A 21,898-nucleotide genomic window follows, 5' to 3' on the forward strand; every position below is an offset into this window, starting at 1 on the left:
GCGCACCGGGCGGCGCCGCGCCGGTCAGCGGCCGTCGACCAGCGCCAGCGCCCGCTGCCGGGGCAGGTCCGCGCCCCGGGCGTACGCGGTGGCGAACCCCGCCTCACCCAGGCGTTCCCGCAGCGCGGCGGCGGTGGGTGTGCCGGCCGGGGCGTCGGCCGCGCCGGTGCCGGCCAGCAGCGCCGCCGCCGCGCCCAGCAGACGGGCCGCAGACTCGTGGTCGCCGTCGCGCAGCAGCGGCCCGGCCAGCCCGTCGGCCGCGGCGGCCACCACCGGCACGTCCCACACGCCGACACCGGTGGTGAGGACCTGCCGGTAGTGGGCGCGGGCCGCAGCCGGGTCGCCGGAGGCGTTGGCGAGTTGCCCGAGCGTCACCAGTGCCGCGAGCCGCACCACATCGGCGCCGAACCAGCCCGACGGGCATTCCGCGACCGCCCGTTCGCACAACGTCCGCGCCCGCTGCGGGTCGCCGTCGCGGCGGGCGATCTCGCCGAGCCCCAGGTGCGCGGCGGCGACCAGCTCCGGCGCGCCGGCCGGCCCGGCGATGCGCCGCACCCGCCGGAAGTCCTCGGCCGCGCCGGTCAGGTCATCGGCGGCGAGCCGCCCGTCGGCCCGGATACGCAGCAGTTCCGCCAGGTCCAGCGTGGAGCCGAGCTGCTCGGCCAGGTCCAGCGCCTCCGCCATCGGCGCGGCCGCCGACGCGACGTCACCGGTGCGGTAGGCGGCCTCGGCGTGAGTGGACAGCGTCACGATCATGCCCCAGCGGTCGTCCAGGGCCCGGAAGCCGACCAGCGCGGTGTCCAGGTCGGTGCGGGCCTGGGCGTGGCGGCCGTGCAGCAGACTGATCATGGCGGTGCCCAGCAGGCCCAGTGCCCGGCTCCACGGGTCGGTGCCGAGCAACTGGTCCCGGACGGCCTGCTCGTGCAGCGCCGCCGCGTCCTCCGGCGACGGGGGTCCGCTGGCCATGCCGGACAGGTACAGCAGGAACGGATGCCGGGGCGGCCGGGCCAGGGTCCACAGGATCCGCGACGCGGCGTCGACCTCGCTGCGGTCGCCGCCACCGGCGAGCGTGGCGATCAGCAGGCCCAGCGCGTACTCCTCGGCCAGGCCGTCGGGCGGGCCGTCGAGCCGGTCGACCAGCCGCCGGGCCAGCGCCGCGCCCTCCCCGCGCAGGCCCCGCAGCCACCAGTAGAACGCCAGCGCCGCGACCAGCCGCAACCCGGTGGCGGTGCCGGCGTGCCGCAGCGCCGCGTGCAGGTCGTCGCGGGCGGCGTCAAGGCGGCGCAGCCACCGGTCCTGGCCGCCGCCGCGCAGCGCCGCGTCGCCTGCCTGTGCCAGGTCCAGGAAGTACGCGGCGTGCGCGTCGCGCACCCGCCCGGTCTCGCCGTGCTCGGCCAGCCGGGCCGCCGCGAACTCGCGGATCGTCTCCAGCATCCGGTATCGCCCGCCGGTGGCCTCCACCAGCGACTTGTCCACCAGGCCGGTGAGCACGTCGAGGACGTCACCGGCGTCCGGCGCGCACACCGCCTGCACCGCGGCCAGGTCGGCGGCGCCGGCGAACACGCTCATCCGGGCGGCCAGCCGCCGCTCCGGCTCGTCGAGCAGGTCCCAGCTCCACCCGACGACCGCCTCCAGCGTGCGGTGGCGGGGCGCCGCGGTGCGGTCACCGCGGCGCAGCAGCCGGAACCGGTCGTCCAGACGTGCCGCGACCTGCGTCACCGGCAGGGCCCGCAGCCGCGCCGCAGCCAGCTCCAGGGCCAGCGGCAGCCCGTCGAGGGTACGGCAGATCCGCAGCACCGCCGGTGTGGTGGTGGCGTCGAGGGTGAACCCGGGCGACACGTCGGTGGCCCGGTCGGTGAACAGCCGGACCGCCGGGTACGCGGCTGCGGCCTCCGGTGCGGCCGGCCCGTCCGGGGCGGGCAGCCCGCCGACCGGGCACAGCGCCTCGCCGGTGAGGCCCAGCGGTTCCCGGCTGGTGGCGAGCACCCGCAGCCCGGGCGCGGCGGCGAGCAGCCGGCCGGTCAGCCGGGCCGCGTCGTCGATCACGTGCTCGCAGTTGTCCAGCACCAGCAGCAGCCGCCGGTCGGCCAGCGCGGCGACCAGCCGGCCGGTCAGGTCGGCCGGGCCGCCCGGTGTGCGCAGGCCGGCGTCGCGCAGGTCCAGCGCGGTCAGCACGGCCGGCGCGACCGGCGCGCCGGGTGCCACAGCGGCCAACTCCACCAGGCACACCGGCCCGTCGTGGCCGGACGCGACTGTGGTGGCCAGCCGGGTCTTGCCGGCGCCGCCCGGGCCGTGCAGGGTGACCAGCCGCGCGGCGCCCAGCAGCTCGTGGACCCGCCGCAGTTCCGGTTCCCGGCCGACGAAACTGGTGAGCGGGCTGGGCAGCCGGACGGCCGGTGCGGCGTCGTCGCGCAGCAGCGCCGTGTGCAGCGCGACCAGCTCCGCCGACGGGTCGGTGCCCAGTTCCTCGGCGAGCACCCGGCGGGCGTCGGCGTACGCGGCGAGTGCCTCGGCGCGGCGGCCGGCGCCGTGCAGGGCACGCATCAGCAGCCCGTGCAGCCGTTCCCGCAGCGGATGCGCGGCCACCAGGTCCCGCAGCTCGGCGATGAGCGGCGCGCCGGCCGGCGCCAGCGCCAGTTCCGCCTCGACGCGGTCCTCGACCGCGGCCAGGCGTGCCTGGCGCAGCCGGGTCGCCTCGGCGGCGGCGAAGGGCGCGTCCGGCACGTCCGCGAGGGGTTCGCCGCGCCACAGCCCGAGCGCGTCGCGCAGCAGCGCCGCCGCACCGGCCGGGTCACCGGCGGCGAGCGCCGCCCGCCCGGCCGCGGCCAGCCCGGTGAACCGGTGCACGTCCACCCGCTGCGGATCCACCGCCAGCCGGTAGCCGGCCGGGCCGAACTCGATGGGCGCGCCCGGCAGCAGCCGCCGCAGCCGCGACACCTGCGACTGCAGCGCGTTCGCGGCCTGTTCGGGTGGCCGGTCGCCGTACACGCCGTCGACGAGGCGCTGCGGCGCGACGGTGCGGTCGGCGTCGAGCAGCAGCAGCACCAGCAGCGCGCGCAGCCGCCCACCGGCGACGGGCAGCACGCTGCCGTCGGCCGCGTACGCCTGGGTCGTGCCCAGCACACCGAACCGCATGCGCCCGATTGTCGCCTGTCCCCGCCGCGACGGTGGCACGCCCCACACCGGTTCGGCCGCCCGCCGGTACGGGCGGGTAGCCTTCGGCCCGTGATCGTGGGGAGAAGCCGGTGACGACGCTGGACCGGGAACAGCCGCGTGCCACCGACGGGGCACCCGGTGACGGCGCCGCCCGTCCCCTGCCGCTGATGCTGGCACTGCCGGCCGCCGTGCTGGCCGGGCCGGCCCTGCTGTTCGCGTTCCCGCCGTACGGGTGGTGGCCCCTCGCACCGGTCGGTGTGGCGCTGCTGGCCGCCGCCGTGCATCGGCGGCGGCTGCGCGCCGGCGCCGGGCTGGGCTTCCTGACCGGGGTGGCGTTGTTCGCGCCGCTGCTGGAGTGGACGAACCTGCACACCGGCTACCTGCCGTGGGCGCTGCTGTCTCTGCTGCAGGCCGCGTACCTGGCGCTGCTGGGTGCCGCCAGCGCCTGGGTGTCGCCGCTCGCCGACCGGCACCGGGCGGCGTGGCCGCTGCTGACCGGCGTGCTGTGGGTGGGGCAGGAGGCGCTGCGCGACCGCACCCCGTTCGGCGGGTTCCCGTGGGGGCGGCTGGCGTTCAGCCAGGACACCTCGCCGCTGCTGAAGCTCGCGGCGCTCGGCGGCGCCCCGCTGGTCACGTTCGCCGTCGCGGTCGCCGGTGGGCTGCTGGTCACCGCCGCGTGGCGGGACTGGCGGCACGCGCCCGGGCAGTGGCGGCCCCTCGCCGGGCTCACCGCCGCGCTGGTGGCGCTGCTCGCCGCGGGCACGGCCGTGCCGACCGGGGTACGCGGCGCGGGCGACACCGTCACCGTGGCGATCGTGCAGGGCAACGTGCCGCGCCTCGGGCTGGACTTCAACGCGCAGCGGCAGGCGGTGCTGAACAACCACGTCGACGCGACGCTGGAGCTGGCGCGGCGGGTCGCCGAGGGCGGCCAGGAGCGCCCGGACGTGGTGGTGTGGCCGGAGAACTCCAGCGACATCGACCCGCTGCGCAACCCGGGCGCGGGGGAGCGGATCTCCCAGGCCGCCGACGCGATCGGCGCGCCGATCCTGGTCGGCGCCGTGCTGGTCGGGCCCCGCCAGGGTGAGGTGCGCAACGCGGGGCTGCTGTGGCGGCCGGGCACCGGCCCGGATCTGGACCAGGTGTACACGAAGCGGCATCCGGTGCCGTTCGCCGAGTACGTGCCGCTGCGCTCCCTCGCCCGCAAGATCAGCTCCCAGGTCGACCGGGTCCGGTCCGATTTCGTACCCGGTGACCGTCCCGGCGTGCTGAACACCGGCCCGGCCGTGCTCGGCGACGTGATCTGCTTCGAGGTCGCCTACGACGGCCTCGTCCGCGACACCGTCACCGGCGGCGCACAGCTGCTGGTGGTGCAGACGAACAACGCCACGTTCGACGTGGCCGAGGCCCGCCAGCAGTTGGCCATGGTGCGGCTGCGGGCCGTGGAGCACGGCCGGGCCGCGTTGATGGCCTCCACGGTCGGTGTGTCCGGGTTCGTTTCCCCGGACGGGCGGGTAGACGGTGCGACCGGGTTCGACACCGCCGCGGTGGTGGTGCGGCAGATGGAACTCGGCGACGGGCGTACCCCGGCGACCACGGCCGGGGTGTGGCCGGAGGTGGCGCTGACGGCGCTGGCGGTCGCGGCCCTGGCCGGCGCGGCCGTGCTGCGCCGCCGCCGGGAGGTCGCTCCCGGCTGAGCCGACGAGCGGAAGGCGGTGCGACGGTGGGCGTGGCAGCCGACAGGCGGACGGTCGGCCGTCCCGGGGTGGGGCGGGTCCTGGTGGTCATCCCCACCTACAACGAGGCCGACAACGTCGGGCGCATCGTCGCCCGGGTACGCGAGGCGGCGCCGGCGGTGGACGTCCTCGTCGCCGACGACAACAGCCCCGACGGCACCGGCGCGATCGCCGACACGCTCGCCGACGGCGACCCGAGGGTGCACGTGCTGCACCGGGCCGGCAAGGAAGGACTCGGCGCGGCCTACCTGGCCGGTTTCGCCTGGGCCCGCACGCGCGGCTACGACGCGGTGGTGGAGATGGACGCCGACGGCTCGCACGCCCCGGAGGACCTGCCGGCGCTGCTGCACGCCGCCCGCGACGCCGACGTGGTGATCGGCTCCCGGTGGACCCGCGGCGCGCGGGTGCTGAACTGGCCGTGGCGGCGGCTGCTGCTGTCCCGGGTGGGCAACCTGTACGCGCGGCTGGTGCTGGGCATGCCGGTCAGCGACGCCACCGGCGGCTACCGGGTGTACCGGTCGAGCGCGCTGGACGCGATCGACCTGGGCTCGGTGCGGTCCCAGGGGTACGCGTTCCAGGTGGAGCTGTCGCGGCTGGCGCACCGCGCCGGGGTGCGGATCGTGGAGGTGCCGATCACGTTCGCCGAGCGGGAACACGGCGACAGCAAGATGAGCCCGCTGATCGTGGCGGAGGCGCTGTGGCGGGTCACCCGCTGGGGGGTGCGGGACCGCCTGGCGACCGCGCCGTCGCGGCCGGACGCGCTCGCGCGCTGGCCTTGAGCGAGGGCGTGTCATGCTTGAGGGGCGTGATGACCCCGGGCTGATGAGGTGAGATGCGCCGAGGACTGAAATACGTACCACCGGCCCTGCTGCTGCTCGCGCTGCTGGAGCTGACCGTTTTCGTGCTGGTCGGCCGGGCCGTCGGGTTCGGCGCGGCGGTGCTGCTGGTGTTCGGGGCGTCCCTGCTGGGTCTGGTGCTGCTGCGCCGCGAGGGCATGCGGGCGTGGCGCGGCTTCCGCACGGCGGCGCAGGCAGGCCGGCCGCCGGGCCCGGAGGTGACCGACGGGCTGGTCGGTCTGCTGGGCGCGCTGCTGCTGGCGTTGCCGGGCCTGGTCAGCGGCGTGGTGGGCCTGCTGTTGCTGGTGCCGCCGCTGCGCCGGCTGGCCGGTGGCGGGGTGCGCCGGGCCACCGAGCGCCGGGTGTCGTCGATGGTCGCCGGTGACCTGTTCGGGCCGCGCCGGGTGCGTGTGTACCGGGGTGCGCCGCAGCCGGCCCCGGAGCCCGCGCCGGCCCCGTCGCCCGCGCCGCAGCCGGTCACCGACCCGGGCAAGGCCATCGAGGGCGAGATCGTCGACCGCTGACGCGCACCCCGCTGCGCCGCCAGCTTGATCAACTCCACTTCGCCGAGGTGGTGGCATCAGACCGCGCCCGACCCCGCCACCTCCCCGATCTGACGACCGGCCCTGCCTGGGCAGACGAAAACGCCCCCGGGATCACCGGGGGCGTTTCGGCGCGTTGCGGACGGTCAGGCACGACCGCGGCGGGTGCGGACCTCCTGGAGCCGCTCGGCGAGGATGTCCTCCAGCTCGGCGATCGAGCGCCGCTCCAGCAGCATGTCCCAGTGGGTACGCGGCGGCTTGGCCTTCTTCTGCTCCGGCTCGGTGCCGTCGACCAGGCGGGCGACGCTGCCGTCGAACTTGCACTCCCAGGTCGTCGGGACCTCGGCGTCGACGGCGAACGGCACCTCGAACTGGTGGCCCTTGGCGCAGAGGTACTCGCGGGTCTGGCGCGGCGCGAGCTCCGTGTTGCGGTCGGACTCGTAGCTGACCGCTCCCAGCCGGCTACCGCGCAGCATGCGCTCGCCCATGATCGACTTCCCCTCGTTCGTGGTGCTGGTCTTCAGGTGTAACGGCCGGTCACCGCTCGCCCATTCCCCGGCCCGCGGCGGCAGGGCCGTACGCGGGTCGGGAGTGTCAAGGGTAACCGGCCATGACAGCTGCCCGGCGGGGTCGTCCCCGGCCGGGCCGAATCGGTGGAGTGTTTCGCCTGTCAACGGGGATGTTACCCACCCGTTTGCGTGCCGGAGGTGACGATGAGCAGTGACGCGCCGGTCGGGGCCCGACCACCAGCCGGGAAGACCTTCTTCGGTCACCCCCGCGCGCTGTCCACGCTCTTCCTCACCGAGATGTGGGAGCGGTTCAGCTTCTACGGCATGCGGGCGATCCTCGTGCTGTACCTGACCGCCGCGGTCGCCGACGGCGGACTGGACCTCGGCGAGTCCAGCGCCAACGCCGTGTACGGCACCTACAACGCCATGGTCTACCTGATGGCGCTGCCCGGCGGCTGGGTCGCCGACCGGCTGATCGGCGCGCGGCGCAGCGTGCTGTGGGGCGGCGTGGTGATCGCCGTCGGTCACTACGTGATGGCGATCCCCACCGGGTGGAGCGTGTTCGCCGGCATGGCGCTGATCGTGCTCGGCACCGGCCTGCTCAAACCGAACATCTCCACCATGGTCGGTGACCTGTACGAGCGGGACTCGCCGCGCCGCGACGCCGGGTTCTCCATCTTCTACATGGGCATCAACCTGGGCGCGTTCATCGCGCCGCTGGTCACCGGCTTCCTCGGCGAGAAGATCAACTGGCATCTGGGGTTCGGTGCCGCCGCGGTCGGCATGACCTTCGGCGTGCTCCAGTACGTGCTGGGCCGCCGCAACCTCGGCGACGCCGGCGCCCGCCCGGCGGACCCGCTGCTCGGCGCCGACCGGCGGCGCGCGCTGACCCGCATCGGCGTGGCGAGCGTCGTGGTGCTCGCCGTCCTGCTGGTGCTGCTGGTGGCCGGCTGGTTCGCCGTCGACACGGTGGTCAACCTGCTGACCGTGGTGACGGTGCTGGTGACGGTCGGCTACTTCGCGCGGATCCTCACCGACCGGGAGATCAGCGGCACCGAACGCAGCCGGATGAAGGCGTACGTGTGGCTGTTCCTGTTCGCCGCCTCGTTCTGGCTCATCTACGACCAGGCCGGGTCGGTGCTGAACATCTTCGCCGCCGACCAGACCGACAGGTCGGTGGGCGGGTTCACGTTCCCGGCGTCCTGGTTGCAGTCGGTGAACCCGATCCTCATCATCATCGGCGCGCCGCTGGCCGCCGCGCTGTGGCTCAAACTCGGGCACCGGGTGTCCACACCCACGAAGTTCGCCGTCGGCCTGGTGCTCAACGGCCTGTCGTTCGTGCTGATGGCCGCCGCCGCGCAGGCCGCCGTCGGCGGCGACCTGGTCTCGCCGCTGTGGCTGGTCGCGGTGTACGCGATCCAGGTCGCCGGTGAGCTGTCACTGAGCCCGGTCGGCCTGTCCGCCACCACGAAACTCGCCCCGGTCAAGTACGCGAGCCAGATGCTGGGCCTGTGGTTCCTCGCCACCGCCGTCGGCGACGCCATCGGCGGTCAGGTGGCCCGGCTGGCCGGCACCTGGTCCCAGCCGGTCTACTTCCTGACCTTCGGGCTGGCCTCGGTGGTGCTGGGCCTGGCCGCTGTGATGTTCACCCGCCAGATCCGGCACCTGATGGCCGGCATCCACTGACCGCGCTCACCCCGACGGGGTCCGCGGCAGCGGTAACGGCAGGCCGGGCAGACCGTCGATGCTGGTGGCGACGTGGTCCTTCCCGGCGAAGTACGCGCTCAGCGACGCGTCGTCCTCCCGGGCGAAGCGGCGTTCGTGCAGATCCCGGTCGGCGTCGTAGGTCATGAGCGGCACCGCGTAGCCGCAGGTGTCCCGGACCAGCTCGGCGCGCACCACGATGACCGCCCGTAGGCCGTGCGGACCCGGGTCGATGTCCGGGAAGTGGGTCAGCAGGCCGGGCCAGCGCGGGTCGTCGCGGAACACCGGCTCACCGTGCCCGTGCACCCGCACGATGTTCGGCGGGCCGGCGAACGCGCACCACATCAGCGTGATCCGGCCGTTCTCCCGCAGGTGGGCGATGGTCTCGGCGTTGCTGCCGGCGAAGTCGAGGTACGCCACGGTGTGCTCGTCGAGCACCGCGAAGCAGCCGCGCAGGCCCTTCGGGGACAGGTTGACGGTGCCGTCACCGGACAGCGGGGCGGTGGCCACGAAGAACATCGGCTGGGCCTCGATGAAGTCCCGCAGCCGGCCGTCGATGCGCTCGTACGTCTTTCCCATGCCCCGATCCTCGCCGCCGGCACGGGTGCGGTGCTGCCCCGTTCCCATCCCTTGGCCGCTCAGCCGGTACGCGTGCCGAGCCGCGCCAGCGCCGTCGCCAGATCGCTCACCTGGTCGGCGAGCTGCCCGGCCCGGCGCTGCGCGGCGTCCCGATCGGCCTCGATCACCGCCGTCCGCGTGGCCAGGTCGGCGGCCCGGGCCTCGGCGGCGCTCGCGGCCCGCCGCGCGTCGGCCAGATCCGCGGCGAGCGCGTCCCGCTCGGCGGTACGGGCGGCAGCCTGCTCCACCGCGGCGGCCATGTCGGTGCGGGCGCGCTCGACGGAAGCGGCAGCCTCGGCACGGCCGGCCTCGATCGCCGCGCTCGTCTCGGCGCGGGCTCGTTCCAGCGCCGCCTCGGCGTCGGCTCGTGCCGCGTCGGCGCGGTCCCGCTCGGCCCGAGCCTGCTGCGCGGCGGCCGCCTGCGCGTCGGCCCGCTCGGCGGCGGTCCGGGCCGCGCGCTCCGCCTCGGCGGCCCGCCCCTGGGCGGCCTGCGCGTCGGCGCGCGCCCGGTCGGCCTCGGCGCGGGACTGTTCGGCCCGGTCCAGGGCCTCGGTGGCGGATCGGGTGGCCCGCTCGGCGTCGGCGCGGGCGGCGTCCCGTTCGGCGGTCAGCTCGGCCGCCCGGCGGCGTTCGGCGTCGCGTTCGGTGCGTACCGTGCGCAGTTCGTGCCGGGCCGCGTCACGGTCGCGTTCGGCCTGCACCCGCAGCGCCTGCGCGGCGCCCGCCTCGGCGCGGGCGGCGTCGCGCGCCTCCTCGGCCGCGGCGGCCCGGTCGGCGGCGGCGGACGAGGCGGCCTCCGCCGACTCGGCGCGGTCGGCGGCGGCGTCGCGTTCGGCGTACGCGGCGCGGACCTGCTGCCGGTCGCGGGCCGCCGCCGTTGTCGCGTCCTCGGCCTCGCGGCGGGCCTCGTCGCGTTCGGCGTGTGCCGCCGCGACCTGCGCCGACGTCTCCGCGCGCAGTTCGGCGAGCTGCCGCTCCACACCGGCCGGTGACAGTTCGGCGTGCAGCGCCTCGGTCAGCGTCTCCACGATCTGGTCGAGCCGGTCCACCGCCTCCCAGGTGCGCGCCACCTGCCCGGGCAGGCCGGGGGAGTTGCGGTGACGCATCCGCGAGTTGCGGGCGGCCCGCTGGCAGGCGCCGTCGTTGTCCCGGCAGTAGCGGAACGGGCGGCCCGCGCCGACGCGCTGCGGCACGTCGCGTCCGCAGTGGGCGCAGGGTCGGGTGTCGGTGGCGGGCTCGGCGTCCATCGAGGGCGAAGTCTAGTGGGCTGCGTCCGCCCGGGCCGCGCCGTCGAGGGTGTAGCGGCGTTGCAGCAGCACCGCTACCACCATCACGGCGGCGGGCAGCAGCCCGAAGCCGTAGCGCAGCGCGTCCAGCGCGGCCGGGGACTGGGTCACGGTCTGCCCGGCGGTCGAGGCCACGAATCCACCGGCGGCGAGACACAGCGCGTACGCGTAGGGGCCGAGCGCGGCGCCGGTGGCCTCGGTGGCGGTCCACACCCCGGTGTACGTGCCGGCCCGCTCGGTGCCGCCGGCCGCGCGGATCACGTCGGGCAGCATCGAGAACGGCAGCAGTTGCATGCCGGCGAACGCCACCCCGAGCACCGCCACGGCGGCCACCAGCACCGGCAGTCCGGCGGGGCGGCCGATCGCCAGCACCAGCGACCCGGCGGCGAACGCGGCCTGCCCGGCGAGCAGGGCACGTTGCTTGCCGATCCGCCGCGCCACCGCCAGCCAGCCCGGCGTGACCAGCAGCGCCGGTGCGACGAACGCGGCCACCAGCACCGTGGTGAGCCCGGGGCGGCCCAGCTCGTACTCGGCGTAGTAGGGCACCCCGGCGAGCACCAGGTGGGTGGTGGTGGACATGGCCAGGTACGCACCGACCAGCCGGCGGAACTGCCGGTCCCGCAGGCTGGCCGCCAGCGCCCGCCACCCGCCCGGACCGTGTGGCGGGGCCGTGTCGGCGGCGGTACGGCGCAACCGGCCGATCCCGGCGACGCCGACCAGCATCGCGGCGAGCATCCCGGCCGCCAGCACCACGCCCATCCGCAGGTAACCGTCGCGTGTGGCGTCGTCGCCACCGGCCAGCAGCGGCGCGAGCAGCCCGGAGACCATGATGCCGAGCGTCAGCACCACCATCCGGAACGCCATCAGCCGGGTCCGCTCGTGGTAGCCGATCCGCAGGTCCGCCGGGGTCGCCAGGTAGGGCACCTGGTACGCGGCGAACAGCAGGTTGCCGGCGACGAAGAACACGGCCACCCAGCCCGCCGCGGTGGCGCCGGTGAGGCCGCCGGGCACCGCGAACAGGGCGGCGAACGCCAGCGGCAGCGCGCATCCGGCCAGCAGCAGCCGGCTGCGGTGGCCCCGGCGGGCCTGCTCCACGTCGCAGCGGTGCCCGATCCACGGGTGCAGCAGCACGTCGGCGATCTTCGGCAGCAGCAGGGTGAGCCCGGCCAGCCACGGCGCGACCGCCAGCACGTCGGTCAGGAAGTAGAGCAGCAGCAGGCCGGGCACCGTGACCCAGACGCCCATGCCGAGCGAGCCGGTGGCGAACCCGACGAGCGGGCCGCGCGGCAGGGTGACCGCGTCGGAGCGCTGATCCAGCCCGGTCATGGCGGTCTCCTGTCCTCGGGGCACGCCGCCCGCAATCCAACGGTTGCTGGATTGTAGGGGTAACAATGGCCGGATGACCACGCCTCGCCGCCGGCCGGGCCGGCCCCGCCGCGACGACCAGCGGCCGACCCGTGACCTGGTACTCGCCGCCGCCACCGCGTTGTTCGCCGAGCGGGGCTTCGACGCCGTGAGCGTCCGCGACGTCGCCGCCGCGGCGGGCGTGGACGCGGCCACCGTCGTGCACCACACCGGCGCCAAGGCGCAGCTCTACGACGCCTGCTTCGCCCGGGTGTTCAGTGCCGAGCGGGAGGTCGTCGAGGCGGCCGGGGAACGCGCCCGGGCAGCCCTGGCAGCGGGCCCGCAGGACGCGCTGCGGGCGCTGCACGACCTGGTGGACGTGTTCGTCGACTTCCTGGAGGACCGGCCGGAGACCACAGCGCTGTGGCTGCGCCGCTGGCTGGAGCCGCAGCGGCACGGCGAGCTGGACCGCCGCTACGCCGCCCCGCTGTACGGGCTGGTCGAGGAGCTGCTGGTGGCGGCGGCCGGGGCCGGCGCGCTGACCGAGCCGACCCCGCACGTGACGGTGCGTTCCCTGGTCTGGGCGGTGCACGGGCACGTGGTGGCGCTCGCCGCCGGGACCGGTTCGGGCGCACGGGAGCGGCGCGAGTTCCGGGCGTTCGTGCACCGGTTCCTCGACGCGCTGTACCGGGACGCCTGACCGGGCCACCGCCCTTGACGCCGGCCCGTGCTCCGAGGATTATCCATCGGTCGTTGGATTAGGGAGGCGGGTATGGCCACACCGAGGGTCGCTGTCGTCGGCGCCGGAGCCGCCGGGCTGGCCACGCTCAAGGCGCTCACCGACGCCGGTGTCCCGGCCGTGGCGTTCGATGCGGCGGACACGCTCGGCGGCCTCTGGGTGTACGGCGCACCCGGCTCGCCCGCGTACCGGACGCTGCACCTGAACACCAGCAAGGGGCGCACCGAGTTCGCCGACCACCCGATGCCCGCCGACTGGCCCGACTACCCCGACCACACCCGGATCGCGGGCTACCTCGGCGACTACGCCGACCGGTTCGGGCTGCGCGAGGCGGTACGGCTGCGGCACACCGTCGAGCGGGTCACCCGCACCGGCGACGGCTGGCGGGTGCGGGCCACCGGCCCGGACGGCCCGGTCGAGGTCGACGTCGAGGCGGTGGTGGTCGCCAACGGGCACAACCGGGTGCCGAAGCGACCCGAGCCGTACCCGGGCGAGTGCACCGCCGAGCAGATGCACAGCCACGACTACCGCGGCCCGGAGCAGCTCGCCGGACGCCGGGTCCTCGTGGTCGGCGGCGGAAACTCCGCCATGGACATCGCCGTCGACGCCTCGTACGCCGCCGGGCGCACGCTGCTGTCGTTGCGCCGCGGCGTGTGGGTGGTGCCCAAGTACCTGCTCGGCCGCCCGTCGGACACGCTCAACGGCGCGCTGGCCCGCCGGCTGCCGTGGCGGCTGCGGCAGCGGATCAGCCAGACCATGATCACCACTGCGGTCGGGCCGCCCAGCAGGTACGGGCTGCCCGCACCGGCGCACGGCTTCCTCCAGGACCACCCGACGCTGTCCGACGCGCTGCTGTCCCGGCTCACCCACGGCGACATCCAGGCCCGGCCCGGCATCGCCCGCTTCGACGGCGACCGGGTCGAGTTCACCGACGGCCGCCACGACGAGGTCGACCTGGTCGTCTGGTGCACCGGCTACCGGGTCGAGATGCCGTTCCTCGACCCGGCGCTGCTCGGCGACGGCGCCGACCGGCTGCCGCTGTACCGGCACGTGTTCCACCTGGACGCCCCCGGCCTGGCGTTCGTCGGGCTCATGCAGTCCACCGGCGCGGCGTTCCCCCTGGTCGAGGCGCAGGCCCGGCTGGTGGCCGCGCGCCTGGCCGGCACCTGGACGCCCCCGGATCCGGCACGGCAGGCCGCCGCCTGCCGCGACGAGCTGCGCGCCGCCACCGCCCGGTGGGGGCAGCGCCGACCGCACATGCGCGTGGACTTCGACGTCTACCTGGCCGAGCTGGGCCGCGAACTGACCGCCGGGCGGCGCCGCGCCGGAGCGGCCCGATGAGCGCGCCGGGCCGGGGCCCGGCCGCCGGGCCGCGGCGGACCGGAGCCGGCGCAGCGGGCCGTGGTGCGGTGAGCGCGCTGGCCGGACGGCGGGTGCTGGTCACCGGCGGCCGGGGCACGTTCGGGCAGCACCTGGGCGCGGCGCTCACCGCCGCCGGCGCCCACGTGGTCGGGCTGGACCTGCACGCCGACGCCGACGCCACACCGCCGGTACTCGGCGTCGACCTGACCGACCCGGCCGCGACGCCACCGGCGGTGGCCGCCGCCGTCGACCGGCTCGGCGGGCTGGACCTGCTCGTCAACAACGCCGGTGTGGGCGGGCCCGCGCCCGCGGAGCTGCCACCGGACGAGGTGGTACGCCGCCAGATCGAGGTGAACCTGCTCGCCGCCTGGCGGACCACCGCCGCCGCGATGCCGGCCCTGGAGGCGGCCCGTGGCCGGGTGATCTTCGTGGCCAGCCGGATGGCGGTGCTGCCGCTGCCGCTGGCCGCCGCGTACGGGGTCAGCAAGCGGGCGCTCGTCGCGTACGCCGACGCGCTGCGCCACGAGGTCGGCACTCACGTCGGCGTCAGCGTCGTCTACCCGAGCATGGTCGCCTCCCCGATCCACGACAGCACAGTGGCGGCCGGGCTCTCGCTGAGCGGGGTGTCCCGGCCGGAGCCGGTCGAGGGCGTGGTGGCCGCGATCCTGCGCGCCGCGACCGCCCGGCGCGCGCCACGGGACGTGGCCACCACCCGGCGCGGCCGGATCGAACTGGCGCTGGCCCGGCACGCACCGGCGCTGGCCGACCGGATGGTGCGCCGTACCGTCGCCGCAAGGCTGGCCGCCGGTGACCTGGACGGTGCGGCGCTGGCCGAGGGCATGGTCCGGCGGCACCGGCAGGACCGCCGGTAGCCTGCTCGCCGTGGCCGTCACGTCGGCCACGACCTGCTCATGCTGTACGGCGTCAGCGGCGTGGTCACCGACGCCCCGCCGTGGTTCGCCGCGCCGGGCCAGCGCCACCCGGCGCTGCACCAGCCCGGCAACCTCTAGCCGAACACCACCTCGTGCGGCCGGTCCGGGGCCAGCTCCACGGCACGGTGGCCGCCGGGCGCGTGCACTACTACGCGCTGCGCCACCGGCGACACCAGCCGCGCCCGGACCCGGCCCGGCGTCCAGGTCAGCTCCTCGACTGTGACGCGGCCCCGGCAGGTGATGCCGCGCAGCGTGCCCGAGCGCAGGCCGGGCAGCGGCGCGGGCAGCAGCCGCAGCGTTCCCGGTCGCGACTGCACCAGCGACTCGATCAGCACCGCCGGCAGCGCGTGCGTGGCATCGGCGTTGTACGTGGTCCGGCCCGGGTTGTGTGCGCCCATCAGCGACCGGAAGAACATGTCCGCGCCGAGGATCTTGCGCAGGTTCGCCGCGACCAGATCACCGTCGCGTAGGCGTGCCGCCGCCAGCGCCCGGTGCAGGCTGCCGTGCGCTGACCGGTCCTCGTCGCCGCGCAGCGTCAACGCCCGGTGCGCGGCGACGGCCAGCTCCGGTGTGTCGTCCGGGTTGATCTCGTCAAGCGGCCACACCGGATACAGGTGGCTGACGTGCCTGTGGTCCTCGTCGCCGGTGCTGCCGGGCCACGCCCACTCGGCGAGCGCGCCGCGCCCGTCCACCAGGTAGTCCGGTGGCCGCACCCCGGCCCACCGGTCGTCGCCCGTCACCTCGGCGGCCAGCCGCAGCGCGTGCCGGGCCGCCGCCACGTCCATCGTGGCGTTGACCGCCACCGGCGCGGTCCGGCCGGTGTCGTCGTACGGGCCGGTCTCCGGTGAGTACGACGGCACCAGCGCGGGCCGCCCGTCCACAGCGGTCAGCACGTCGGCGAAGAAGTCAGCCACCTCGGCCAGCCAGCCGGCCACCTCGCCCAGCGGCGCACCGGTGACCAGGTGGTGTTCGTGCAGCGGGTGCAGCAGCCAGTCCGCGCCGGCGAGCCACGCGGTGAACGGCCAGTCCGGGTGGACGTGGAACAGGTGCCCGTGCTCGCCGTCGGTGCGGCCGGGCGCCAGCAGCCCGCGTGCCCCGTACACGGCGCGGGCGTTGGCGCGCCAGTGGTCCACCTGGGCGGCGACCAGCCGGGCGTGCGCGGCTGTGACCTCCGGCAGCGCGCCGACGTTCGCGCCCGCGAGTTGCAGGTTCAGGTTCGCGTCGGTGGTGAAGTCACCGGCCCACGCGGCGTCCCAGCAGCCCAGCCACAGCCCGGTCAGCCGGGGCGGCAGCACCCCGCTCGCGCTGAACAGCAGGTACCGGCCGGCGTGGAACAGCCGTTCCAGCAGCGCCGGGTCCAGCCGGTCCGGCGCGGCGGCCTGCCGGGCCAGCAGCTCACCGACTGGTAGCGCCCGGTCGGCGGCGGGCACGCCGAGGTCCAGGCCGGCCCGGGTGTACGCGCCGCGATGGCGCGGCGCGTGCCGGGACAGCAGCGCGTCGTAGTCCCCGGTCAGCGCGGCGAGCCGCCGCTCCGACACCCGGGTACGCCACGGCGGCGCGTCGGGCCGGTCGACGAGCATGGTGAGCAGCGCCGGTCCGCGTACCCGCACCCGGTTACCGTCGACGCTCACGTCGCCGCGCAGCGACGTCAGCCCCTCGAACCCGTACGCGCCGCCGGCGTCCGGGTAGCGGGCGCGTACCCGCAGGAACACCAGCCCGTCGCTGCGGTACGCGGCCTGCTCGTAGACCACGTCGGCGGGCCTGCCGGGCAGCTCACCCGTCACCCCGACCACGCAGTCGCCCTGGTCGAGGTGGAGCACCGCCACGTCGTCGGCGCGGGAGGCGAAGCAGCGCCGCCGCCCGCCCGACCACTCGACGGTCACCTCGCCGGTGGTGAAGTCGGTGTCGCGCCGGTAGTCGCGTACCGGTCCGGGCGCGGCGTCGACCGTGAGCGCGTACCCGGGGTGGAACGACTGGGTCCACTCCAGTTCCCGGCCGCCGGTGAGCAGCCGGGCGGCCTCGGCCCGCCGCCCGGCGAGCACCAGCGCGCGGATGTGCGGCATCCGGCCGGCCAGCTCGGGCGCGCGGGCGTGCCGGGTGCCGTTGGGCAGGACGAGCCGGTGGTGGTTCACCACGATCCGCTCCGCGTGCGGCCGCCCGTGGACCATCAGCCCCAGCTCGCCGTTGCCGGTGAGGAACGCGTCGGTCCAGTCGGCGGCCGGTGCGGTGTCGTGGATGCGGTGCGCCGTCACCGGCCGGTCCCGGCGCTGGTGCCCCGTACGGTGAGGCGCGGTTCCAGCAGCGTCACCTCCGGCACCGGCTCGCCGCTCAACCGCCGCATCAGCAACGCCACGGCCTGCCGGCCGACCTCCTCGGCGGGCACCGGTACGCAGGTGAGCCCTGATTGTTCGGCCAGTTCGTCCGGGCAGATCGCGACCACCGACACGTCGCGGGGCACCCGGCGGCCCAGCAGCGGCAGCGTCGCGAGCACCGGCCCGACCGCCGACTCGTTCTGCACGACAAGCCCGGTGACGTCCGGATGGTCGGCGAGCAGCGCCTCCAGGTCGCGGCGTACCGCGGCCGGTCCCTCCTCGCAGGGCCGGGTCACCGTGTCGACGCCGAGCCGCTCGGCTGCGGCGCGTACCCCGGCGCGGGTGCGGTGGGCGAACCCGGTGCCCCGGTCGTAGACCGCGGCGGGGGCGCCGAGCAGCGCGATCCGCCGGTGCCCGGCGGCGGCCAGGTGTGCCACGCACAGCTCGCCCGCGCGCCGGAAGTCGAGGTCCACGCAGGCCAGGCCGGTGCTGTCGGCGGGGTGCCCGATCAGGACACCCGGTAGCGCCAGCTCGCGCAGCAGCGGCACCCGGGAGTCCTCCAGCTCCACGTCCATCAGCAGCACGCCGTCGACGAGCGCACTACCGGCGATGCGGTGCAGCCCGGCCGGTCCCTCGTCGGCGGTGACCAGCAGCACGTCGTGGTCGTAGCGGCGGGCGGTGGTGACCACGGCGGTGGCGAACCGCATCACCACGGGCACCTGCATGCCGGTACGCAGCGGCAGCACCAGCGCGATCACGTTGGCCTTGCGGCTGGCCAGCGCGCGGGCCCCGGCGTGCGGGTGGTAGCCGAGCGCGCGGACGCTGGCGAGCACCCGGCCGCGGGTGGTGGCCGAGATGGTGCGTTTGCCGCTGAGCACGTACGACACGGTGCTGGCGGCCACCCCGGCATGCCGGGCCACGTCGGCGATGGTGACCTGCTCACCGGGGGTCCGGCCGCTCACCGGACCGCCCCGACGCGAGAGCCCGCCGCCTCGGCCGCGGCGTCGCCGCCGGTCACGGCCAGCGCGCCGGCCAGCCGGATGTCCCGCGCGGACCGGCCGACCAGCACCGAGTGGACGGCGTCCTCCACCACGGGCGCGGCGCGGGTCTCGTCCCACCAGGCCAGGTCGGCGGTACGCAGCCGCAGCGTCACCCGGGCGGCGCAGCCCGGCTCCAGCGTGACGCGGGCGAAGTCGCGCAACTGCCGCAGCGGCTGCTTGACCCGGGAGCGCCGCTGCCGGGTGTAGAGCTGCACGACCTCGGTGCCCGGGCGGCGGCCCGTGTTGGTGACCTCGACGCTCACCTCCACCTCCTCGCCGGCGCGCGCCGTGGCGGTGCTCAACCGGAGGTCAGCGTAGTCGAACTCGGCGTAGCTGAGGCCGTGCCCGAACGGGTACAGCGGCTCGCCCCGGTGGTAGAGGTACGTGGCGTCGGCGCCGATGACGTCGTAGTCGAGCAGGTCCGGCAGTTCGGCGGCGTCGGCGTACCAGGTCTGGGTGAGCCGCCCGCCCGGGTCGGCGGTGCCGAGCAGCACGTCGGCCAGCCCGTTGCCGTGTTCCTGTCCACAGTGGGCGCTCCACAGCACCGCCGGCACGTGCTCCTGCGCCCAACCGACGGCGTACGGGTAGCTGCTGGTCAGCGCCAGCACGGTACGCGGGTTCGCGGCGTGCACGGCCCGCAGCAGTTCCGCCTGACCGGTGGGCAGTGCCAGGTCGGCCCGGTCCTCGGTCTCCCGGCCGTTGACCATCGGGTGGTTGCCGAGCACCACCACCGCCACGTCGGCGGCGGCCGCGAGCGCGGCGGCAGCGGCGGCCCCGTCCACGAGCAGCGTCACCGTGAACACGGCCGGGTCGCCGTCGGCGACGCTCAGCCGTCCGTCCGGTGCGACGCCGACCTGCCGCCCGGTGGCCAGGTGGTGCAGCAGCGCGGTGCCGTCGGGCCGGTGGTGCAGGCGGAACGTCTCGCGTACCACCCAGCCGCCCGGTCCGTCGCGGTCGGCGACGAGGGCCCCGGTGTCGTCGGCGCCGACGTACCGGCCGGTGTCCACGGCGCGCAGCGCCACCACGTCCTGCCCCCAGTCGACCACGTCGAACTCGGCCGCCGTGTCGCCGAGCGCCAGCGGACCCTCGTCGTGGCGTACCGCGCGGTCGCCCACGTGCAGCATGATCCGGTCGGTGCCGGGGTGGGTGGTCACCTCGGGCAGCCGTCCGAGCAGCCCGGCGTACGCGCTGATCGTGTACGGCGGGGTGCCGCTGTACCAGTCGGTGAGCACCGTGTCGGCGAGCGGGCCGAGCACCGCTACGCGGGTTCCCGGGCGTAGCGGCAGCAGTCCGTCGTTGCGCAGCAGAACGACCGACTGGCGGGCGGCCTCGCGGGCGAGTTCCCGGTGGGCGAGGCTGTCGAGCGTGTCGGGCGGCACGTCGTCGTGGGGGTCCGGGTCCAGGTCGCCCAGCCGTGACCGGACGGACAGGATCCGCCGCACCGCCCGGTCCACGTGGGAGGGCTCGATCAGCCCGCGCGCCAGCGCCTCGGTGAGCCGCTCCACTGTGGGGGCGCTGTCCTCGTCGTCCTCGGTGAAGCTGTCGATGCCGGCGCGCAGCGCGGCGGCGAAGCCGGCCACGTGGTCGGGCAGGTACTCCTGCGCGCCGGCGATGTTGCCGACCGCCCCGGCGTCACCGACCACCATGATCTCGTCGTCGGCGTAGCCGCGCAGCTCACCCTCGATGAGCGGGCTCAGGTGCGCCGGTACGCCGTCGACCAGGTTGTACGACGCCATCACCGCCACCGCCGCGCCGGCGGCGAGGGGAGCGCGGAACGCCGGCAGCTCGTACTCGTGGAGCACCCGGGGCGGCAGGTCGCTGGAGGTGGTGGCCCGGTCGGTCTCGTTGTTGTAGCCGAGGAAGTGCTTGAGCGTCGGCGCGGTGCGCAGCCGGATCGGGTGATCGCCGCGCAGCCCCAGCGCGTACGCGGTGGCCAGCCGTCCGGTCAGCCAGGGATCCTCGGACCAGCCCTCCTCGTTGCGCCCCCACCGGGGGTCGCGCAGCGGGTTGACCACCGGCGCCCACACGTTGAGGCCGGCACGGTCCGGGTCGGCCCGGTGCTTGACCCGCGCCTCGTCGCCGACGGCGGCCCCGACCGCCCGGATCAGGTCCGGGTTCCAGCTCGCGGCCAAGCCGATCGCCTGCGGGAAGACGGTGGCCGTGCCGAGCCACGCGACGCCGTGCAGCGCCTCGGTGCCGGTGCGGAACGCGCGCAGGCCGAGCCGGGGCACCGGCGCCTGGCACTGGTGCAGCAGGCCGAGCTTCTCCGGCAGCGTGAGCCGGGCCAGCAGGTCGTCGAGACGGTGGGAAACGGGGTCGGTCATGGTGGGCGCCTCCGGTCGGCGTACGTGCTGCCGCTCGTTCGTCGAAGCGCTTCGACGAACGAGCCGGTGACGCGGCGGCGCGTACGCGAAAAGGGGTGGTGGGGGTCGGCGGTGTCGGCCCGGAGCGGTGGTGAAGCGCTTCGACAACCGCCGAAAAACACGCCGCCTCGGGGTTGCCCGGTCCCGGAACGCGGCGCTACCGAGGTTGACATCTTCCGGCCGGTGCGGTCAAGGGGTCATCCGGCGGGCAGGCGTCCCGCCTCCACTGTGGCCAGCGCGGCGGTGGCCCCGCCCAGCGCGCCGGCCGCGGACCCGAGCGTGCTGGCCTCCACCCGCACGCCGGGTGGGACCGGTGTGCGGGCGGCGAGTTCGGCGTGGGCGGCCGCCAGCAGCCACGGCGCGAGCGCCGCCAGGTGACCGCCGACCACTACCACCTCCGGGTCGAGCAGCCCGGACAGCACCGACACGGCCTGTCCGAGCAGCCGGCCCATCTCGGTGAGCCCGGTCCGCACCGGCTCGTCCCCGGCGCGGGCCAGGGCCTGGATCCGTTCGATCTCCGGCAGGTGGTCGGTGACCGGGCCGGTGTCCGGCAGCAGGCGGCCGATCACCGCGTCCACACCGAGCAGCGCGGTGAGGCAGCCGCGCCGCCCGCAGTCGCAGGCCGGGCCATCGGCTGCCAGCGGCAGGTGCCCGACGTCGCCGGCGAAGCCCCGGCCGCCGCGCAGCAGCCGGCCGCCGCTGATCAGGCCCGCGCCGATCGCCGGGCCGCCGGTGAGGTGCACCAGGTCGGTCGTGGCCGCGTACGGGCCGTGCCGCCGCTCGGCCAGCACGGCGAGGTTGGCCTCGGTGTCGACGGCGACGGGGAAACCCCTGTCGCGCAGCGCGCGGCGCACCGACGCGGCCAGCGGCACACCGCGCCAGCCCAGCGCCGGTGCGGCCGGCACGTCGCCGTCGGGATCCACCAGCCCCGGTACGGCAACGGTCAGGCCGAGCACTGTGCGGTCGGCGCCGATGCGGGTGACGGCCCGCCGGACCAGCGCGGCGAGCGCCTTCACCGTCTCCTCGGGACCGGCGGTGGCGGCGGGGAACGCGCGCCGCCAGGTGAGCACCGGGTCGCCGCCCAGCCCGGCGGCGACCGCTACCAGTTCGTCCGCGCCGACGCGCAGGCCGAGCCCGGCGTAGCGGGAGCCGTCCAGGACGAGCATGGTGGCCGGGCGGCCCACCCGGTTCTCGGTCAGCCCGGTCTCCCGCAGCAGGCCGTGCTCGATCAGCTCGGCGACCAGGCTGGAGACGGTCGCCTTGTTCAACCCGGTGCGCGCGGCCACGTCGGCCCGGGAGCAGGGGGCGTGCCGGCGGACGTGCCGGAGCACGGCGGCCCGGTTGGTCACCCGCACGTCGCCGAGGTCGGCCGTCGGCCGGTCGATGCTGATCACGTACTGCCCGCCTCCTGCGCCCGGCCCG

The 21,898-nt window shown here is 76.0% G+C and carries 16 protein-coding genes; 7 read left to right on the forward strand and 9 right to left on the reverse strand.

Annotated features, from left to right (window positions below; all coding sequences use genetic code 11):
* Positions 1-24: 24 nt before the first annotated feature.
* Positions 25-3,135, reverse strand: coding sequence for a BTAD domain-containing putative transcriptional regulator (locus O7622_RS19375; protein WP_282309570.1), 3,111 nt, complete (start codon positions 3,133-3,135; stop codon positions 25-27).
* Between the two features lie 110 nt (positions 3,136-3,245).
* Here O7622_RS19375 and lnt point away from each other — a divergent pair, with 110 nt between their 5' ends.
* The 3 genes from lnt to O7622_RS19390 are packed head-to-tail and all read left to right on the forward strand — an operon-like array spanning position 3,246 to position 6,249.
* A complete protein-coding gene (lnt, locus tag O7622_RS19380; protein WP_282309571.1) occupies positions 3,246-4,850 on the forward strand; it encodes an apolipoprotein N-acyltransferase in 1,605 nt (534 codons plus the stop codon).
* Between the two features lie 26 nt (positions 4,851-4,876).
* On the forward strand, positions 4,877-5,668 hold the full coding sequence (locus O7622_RS19385) for a polyprenol monophosphomannose synthase (RefSeq protein WP_282309572.1): 792 nt from the start codon (positions 4,877-4,879) through the stop codon (positions 5,666-5,668).
* A 53-nt stretch (positions 5,669-5,721) separates the two neighbouring features.
* On the forward strand, positions 5,722-6,249 hold the full coding sequence (locus tag O7622_RS19390) for an FxsA family protein (protein ID WP_282309573.1): 528 nt from the start codon (positions 5,722-5,724) through the stop codon (positions 6,247-6,249).
* A 164-nt stretch (positions 6,250-6,413) separates the two neighbouring features.
* Here O7622_RS19390 and O7622_RS19395 read toward each other — a convergent pair whose 3' ends face one another.
* Positions 6,414-6,755, reverse strand: coding sequence for an RNA polymerase-binding protein RbpA (locus O7622_RS19395; protein ID WP_007070998.1), 342 nt, complete (start codon positions 6,753-6,755; stop codon positions 6,414-6,416).
* 225 nt (positions 6,756-6,980) lie between these two features.
* Here O7622_RS19395 and O7622_RS19400 point away from each other — a divergent pair, with 225 nt between their 5' ends.
* Positions 6,981-8,462 carry a peptide MFS transporter gene (locus O7622_RS19400; RefSeq protein WP_282309574.1) on the forward strand — a complete coding sequence of 494 codons (1,482 nt, stop codon included), beginning with the start codon at positions 6,981-6,983 and terminating at the stop codon, positions 8,460-8,462.
* 6 nt (positions 8,463-8,468) lie between these two features.
* Here O7622_RS19400 and O7622_RS19405 read toward each other — a convergent pair whose 3' ends face one another.
* Genes O7622_RS19405 through O7622_RS19415 form a run of 3 tightly spaced genes read right to left on the reverse strand, consistent with a single transcriptional unit; the run spans position 8,469 to position 11,710 of the window.
* On the reverse strand, positions 8,469-9,059 hold the full coding sequence (locus O7622_RS19405; RefSeq protein ID WP_282309575.1) for a pyridoxamine 5'-phosphate oxidase family protein: 591 nt from the start codon (positions 9,057-9,059) through the stop codon (positions 8,469-8,471).
* A gap of 59 nt (positions 9,060-9,118) precedes the next feature.
* A complete protein-coding gene (locus O7622_RS19410) occupies positions 9,119-10,345 on the reverse strand; it encodes a hypothetical protein (RefSeq protein ID WP_282309576.1) in 1,227 nt (408 codons plus the stop codon).
* Positions 10,346-10,357: 12 nt separating this feature from the next.
* Positions 10,358-11,710 carry an MFS transporter gene (locus O7622_RS19415; protein ID WP_282309577.1) on the reverse strand — a complete coding sequence of 451 codons (1,353 nt, stop codon included), beginning with the start codon at positions 11,708-11,710 and terminating at the stop codon, positions 10,358-10,360.
* 73 nt (positions 11,711-11,783) lie between these two features.
* Here O7622_RS19415 and O7622_RS19420 point away from each other — a divergent pair, with 73 nt between their 5' ends.
* The 3 genes from O7622_RS19420 to O7622_RS19430 all read left to right on the forward strand — a co-directional run bounded on the left by O7622_RS19420 (position 11,784) and on the right by O7622_RS19430 (position 14,701).
* Complete coding sequence (locus O7622_RS19420) at positions 11,784-12,428, forward strand: TetR/AcrR family transcriptional regulator (protein ID WP_282309578.1); 645 nt, start codon at positions 11,784-11,786, stop codon at positions 12,426-12,428.
* Between the two features lie 72 nt (positions 12,429-12,500).
* Positions 12,501-13,808, forward strand: a complete 1,308-nt coding sequence (locus tag O7622_RS19425) for an NAD(P)-binding domain-containing protein (RefSeq protein ID WP_282309579.1) — start codon at positions 12,501-12,503, stop codon at positions 13,806-13,808.
* Positions 13,805-14,701 (forward strand): SDR family NAD(P)-dependent oxidoreductase, encoded by an 897-nt coding sequence (locus O7622_RS19430; RefSeq protein ID WP_282309580.1) that lies wholly within the window; start codon positions 13,805-13,807, stop codon positions 14,699-14,701. The genes O7622_RS19425 and O7622_RS19430 overlap by 4 nt, the downstream gene beginning before the upstream one ends.
* 134 nt (positions 14,702-14,835) lie before the next feature.
* Here O7622_RS19430 and O7622_RS19435 read toward each other — a convergent pair whose 3' ends face one another.
* From O7622_RS19435 to O7622_RS19450, 4 genes are all read right to left on the reverse strand, one after another.
* A complete protein-coding gene (locus O7622_RS19435; RefSeq protein ID WP_282309582.1) occupies positions 14,836-17,013 on the reverse strand; it encodes a glycoside hydrolase family 95 protein in 2,178 nt (725 codons plus the stop codon).
* Complete coding sequence (locus O7622_RS19440; RefSeq protein ID WP_282309583.1) at positions 17,010-18,035, reverse strand: LacI family DNA-binding transcriptional regulator; 1,026 nt, start codon at positions 18,033-18,035, stop codon at positions 17,010-17,012. Before O7622_RS19440 ends, O7622_RS19435 begins: the two co-directional genes overlap by 4 nt.
* Entirely contained in the window at positions 18,032-20,437 is a 2,406-nt protein-coding gene (locus O7622_RS19445) for a glycoside hydrolase family 3 C-terminal domain-containing protein (RefSeq protein ID WP_282309584.1), read from the reverse strand. Before O7622_RS19445 ends, O7622_RS19440 begins: the two co-directional genes overlap by 4 nt.
* Before the next feature lie 236 nt (positions 20,438-20,673).
* Positions 20,674-21,870, reverse strand: coding sequence for an ROK family transcriptional regulator (locus O7622_RS19450; protein WP_282309586.1), 1,197 nt, complete (start codon positions 21,868-21,870; stop codon positions 20,674-20,676).
* Positions 21,871-21,898 lie beyond the last annotated feature (28 nt).

Source organism: Micromonospora sp. WMMD1076 (assembly GCF_029581475.1).
Classification (GTDB): domain Bacteria; phylum Actinomycetota; class Actinomycetes; order Mycobacteriales; family Micromonosporaceae; genus Micromonospora; species Micromonospora aurantiaca.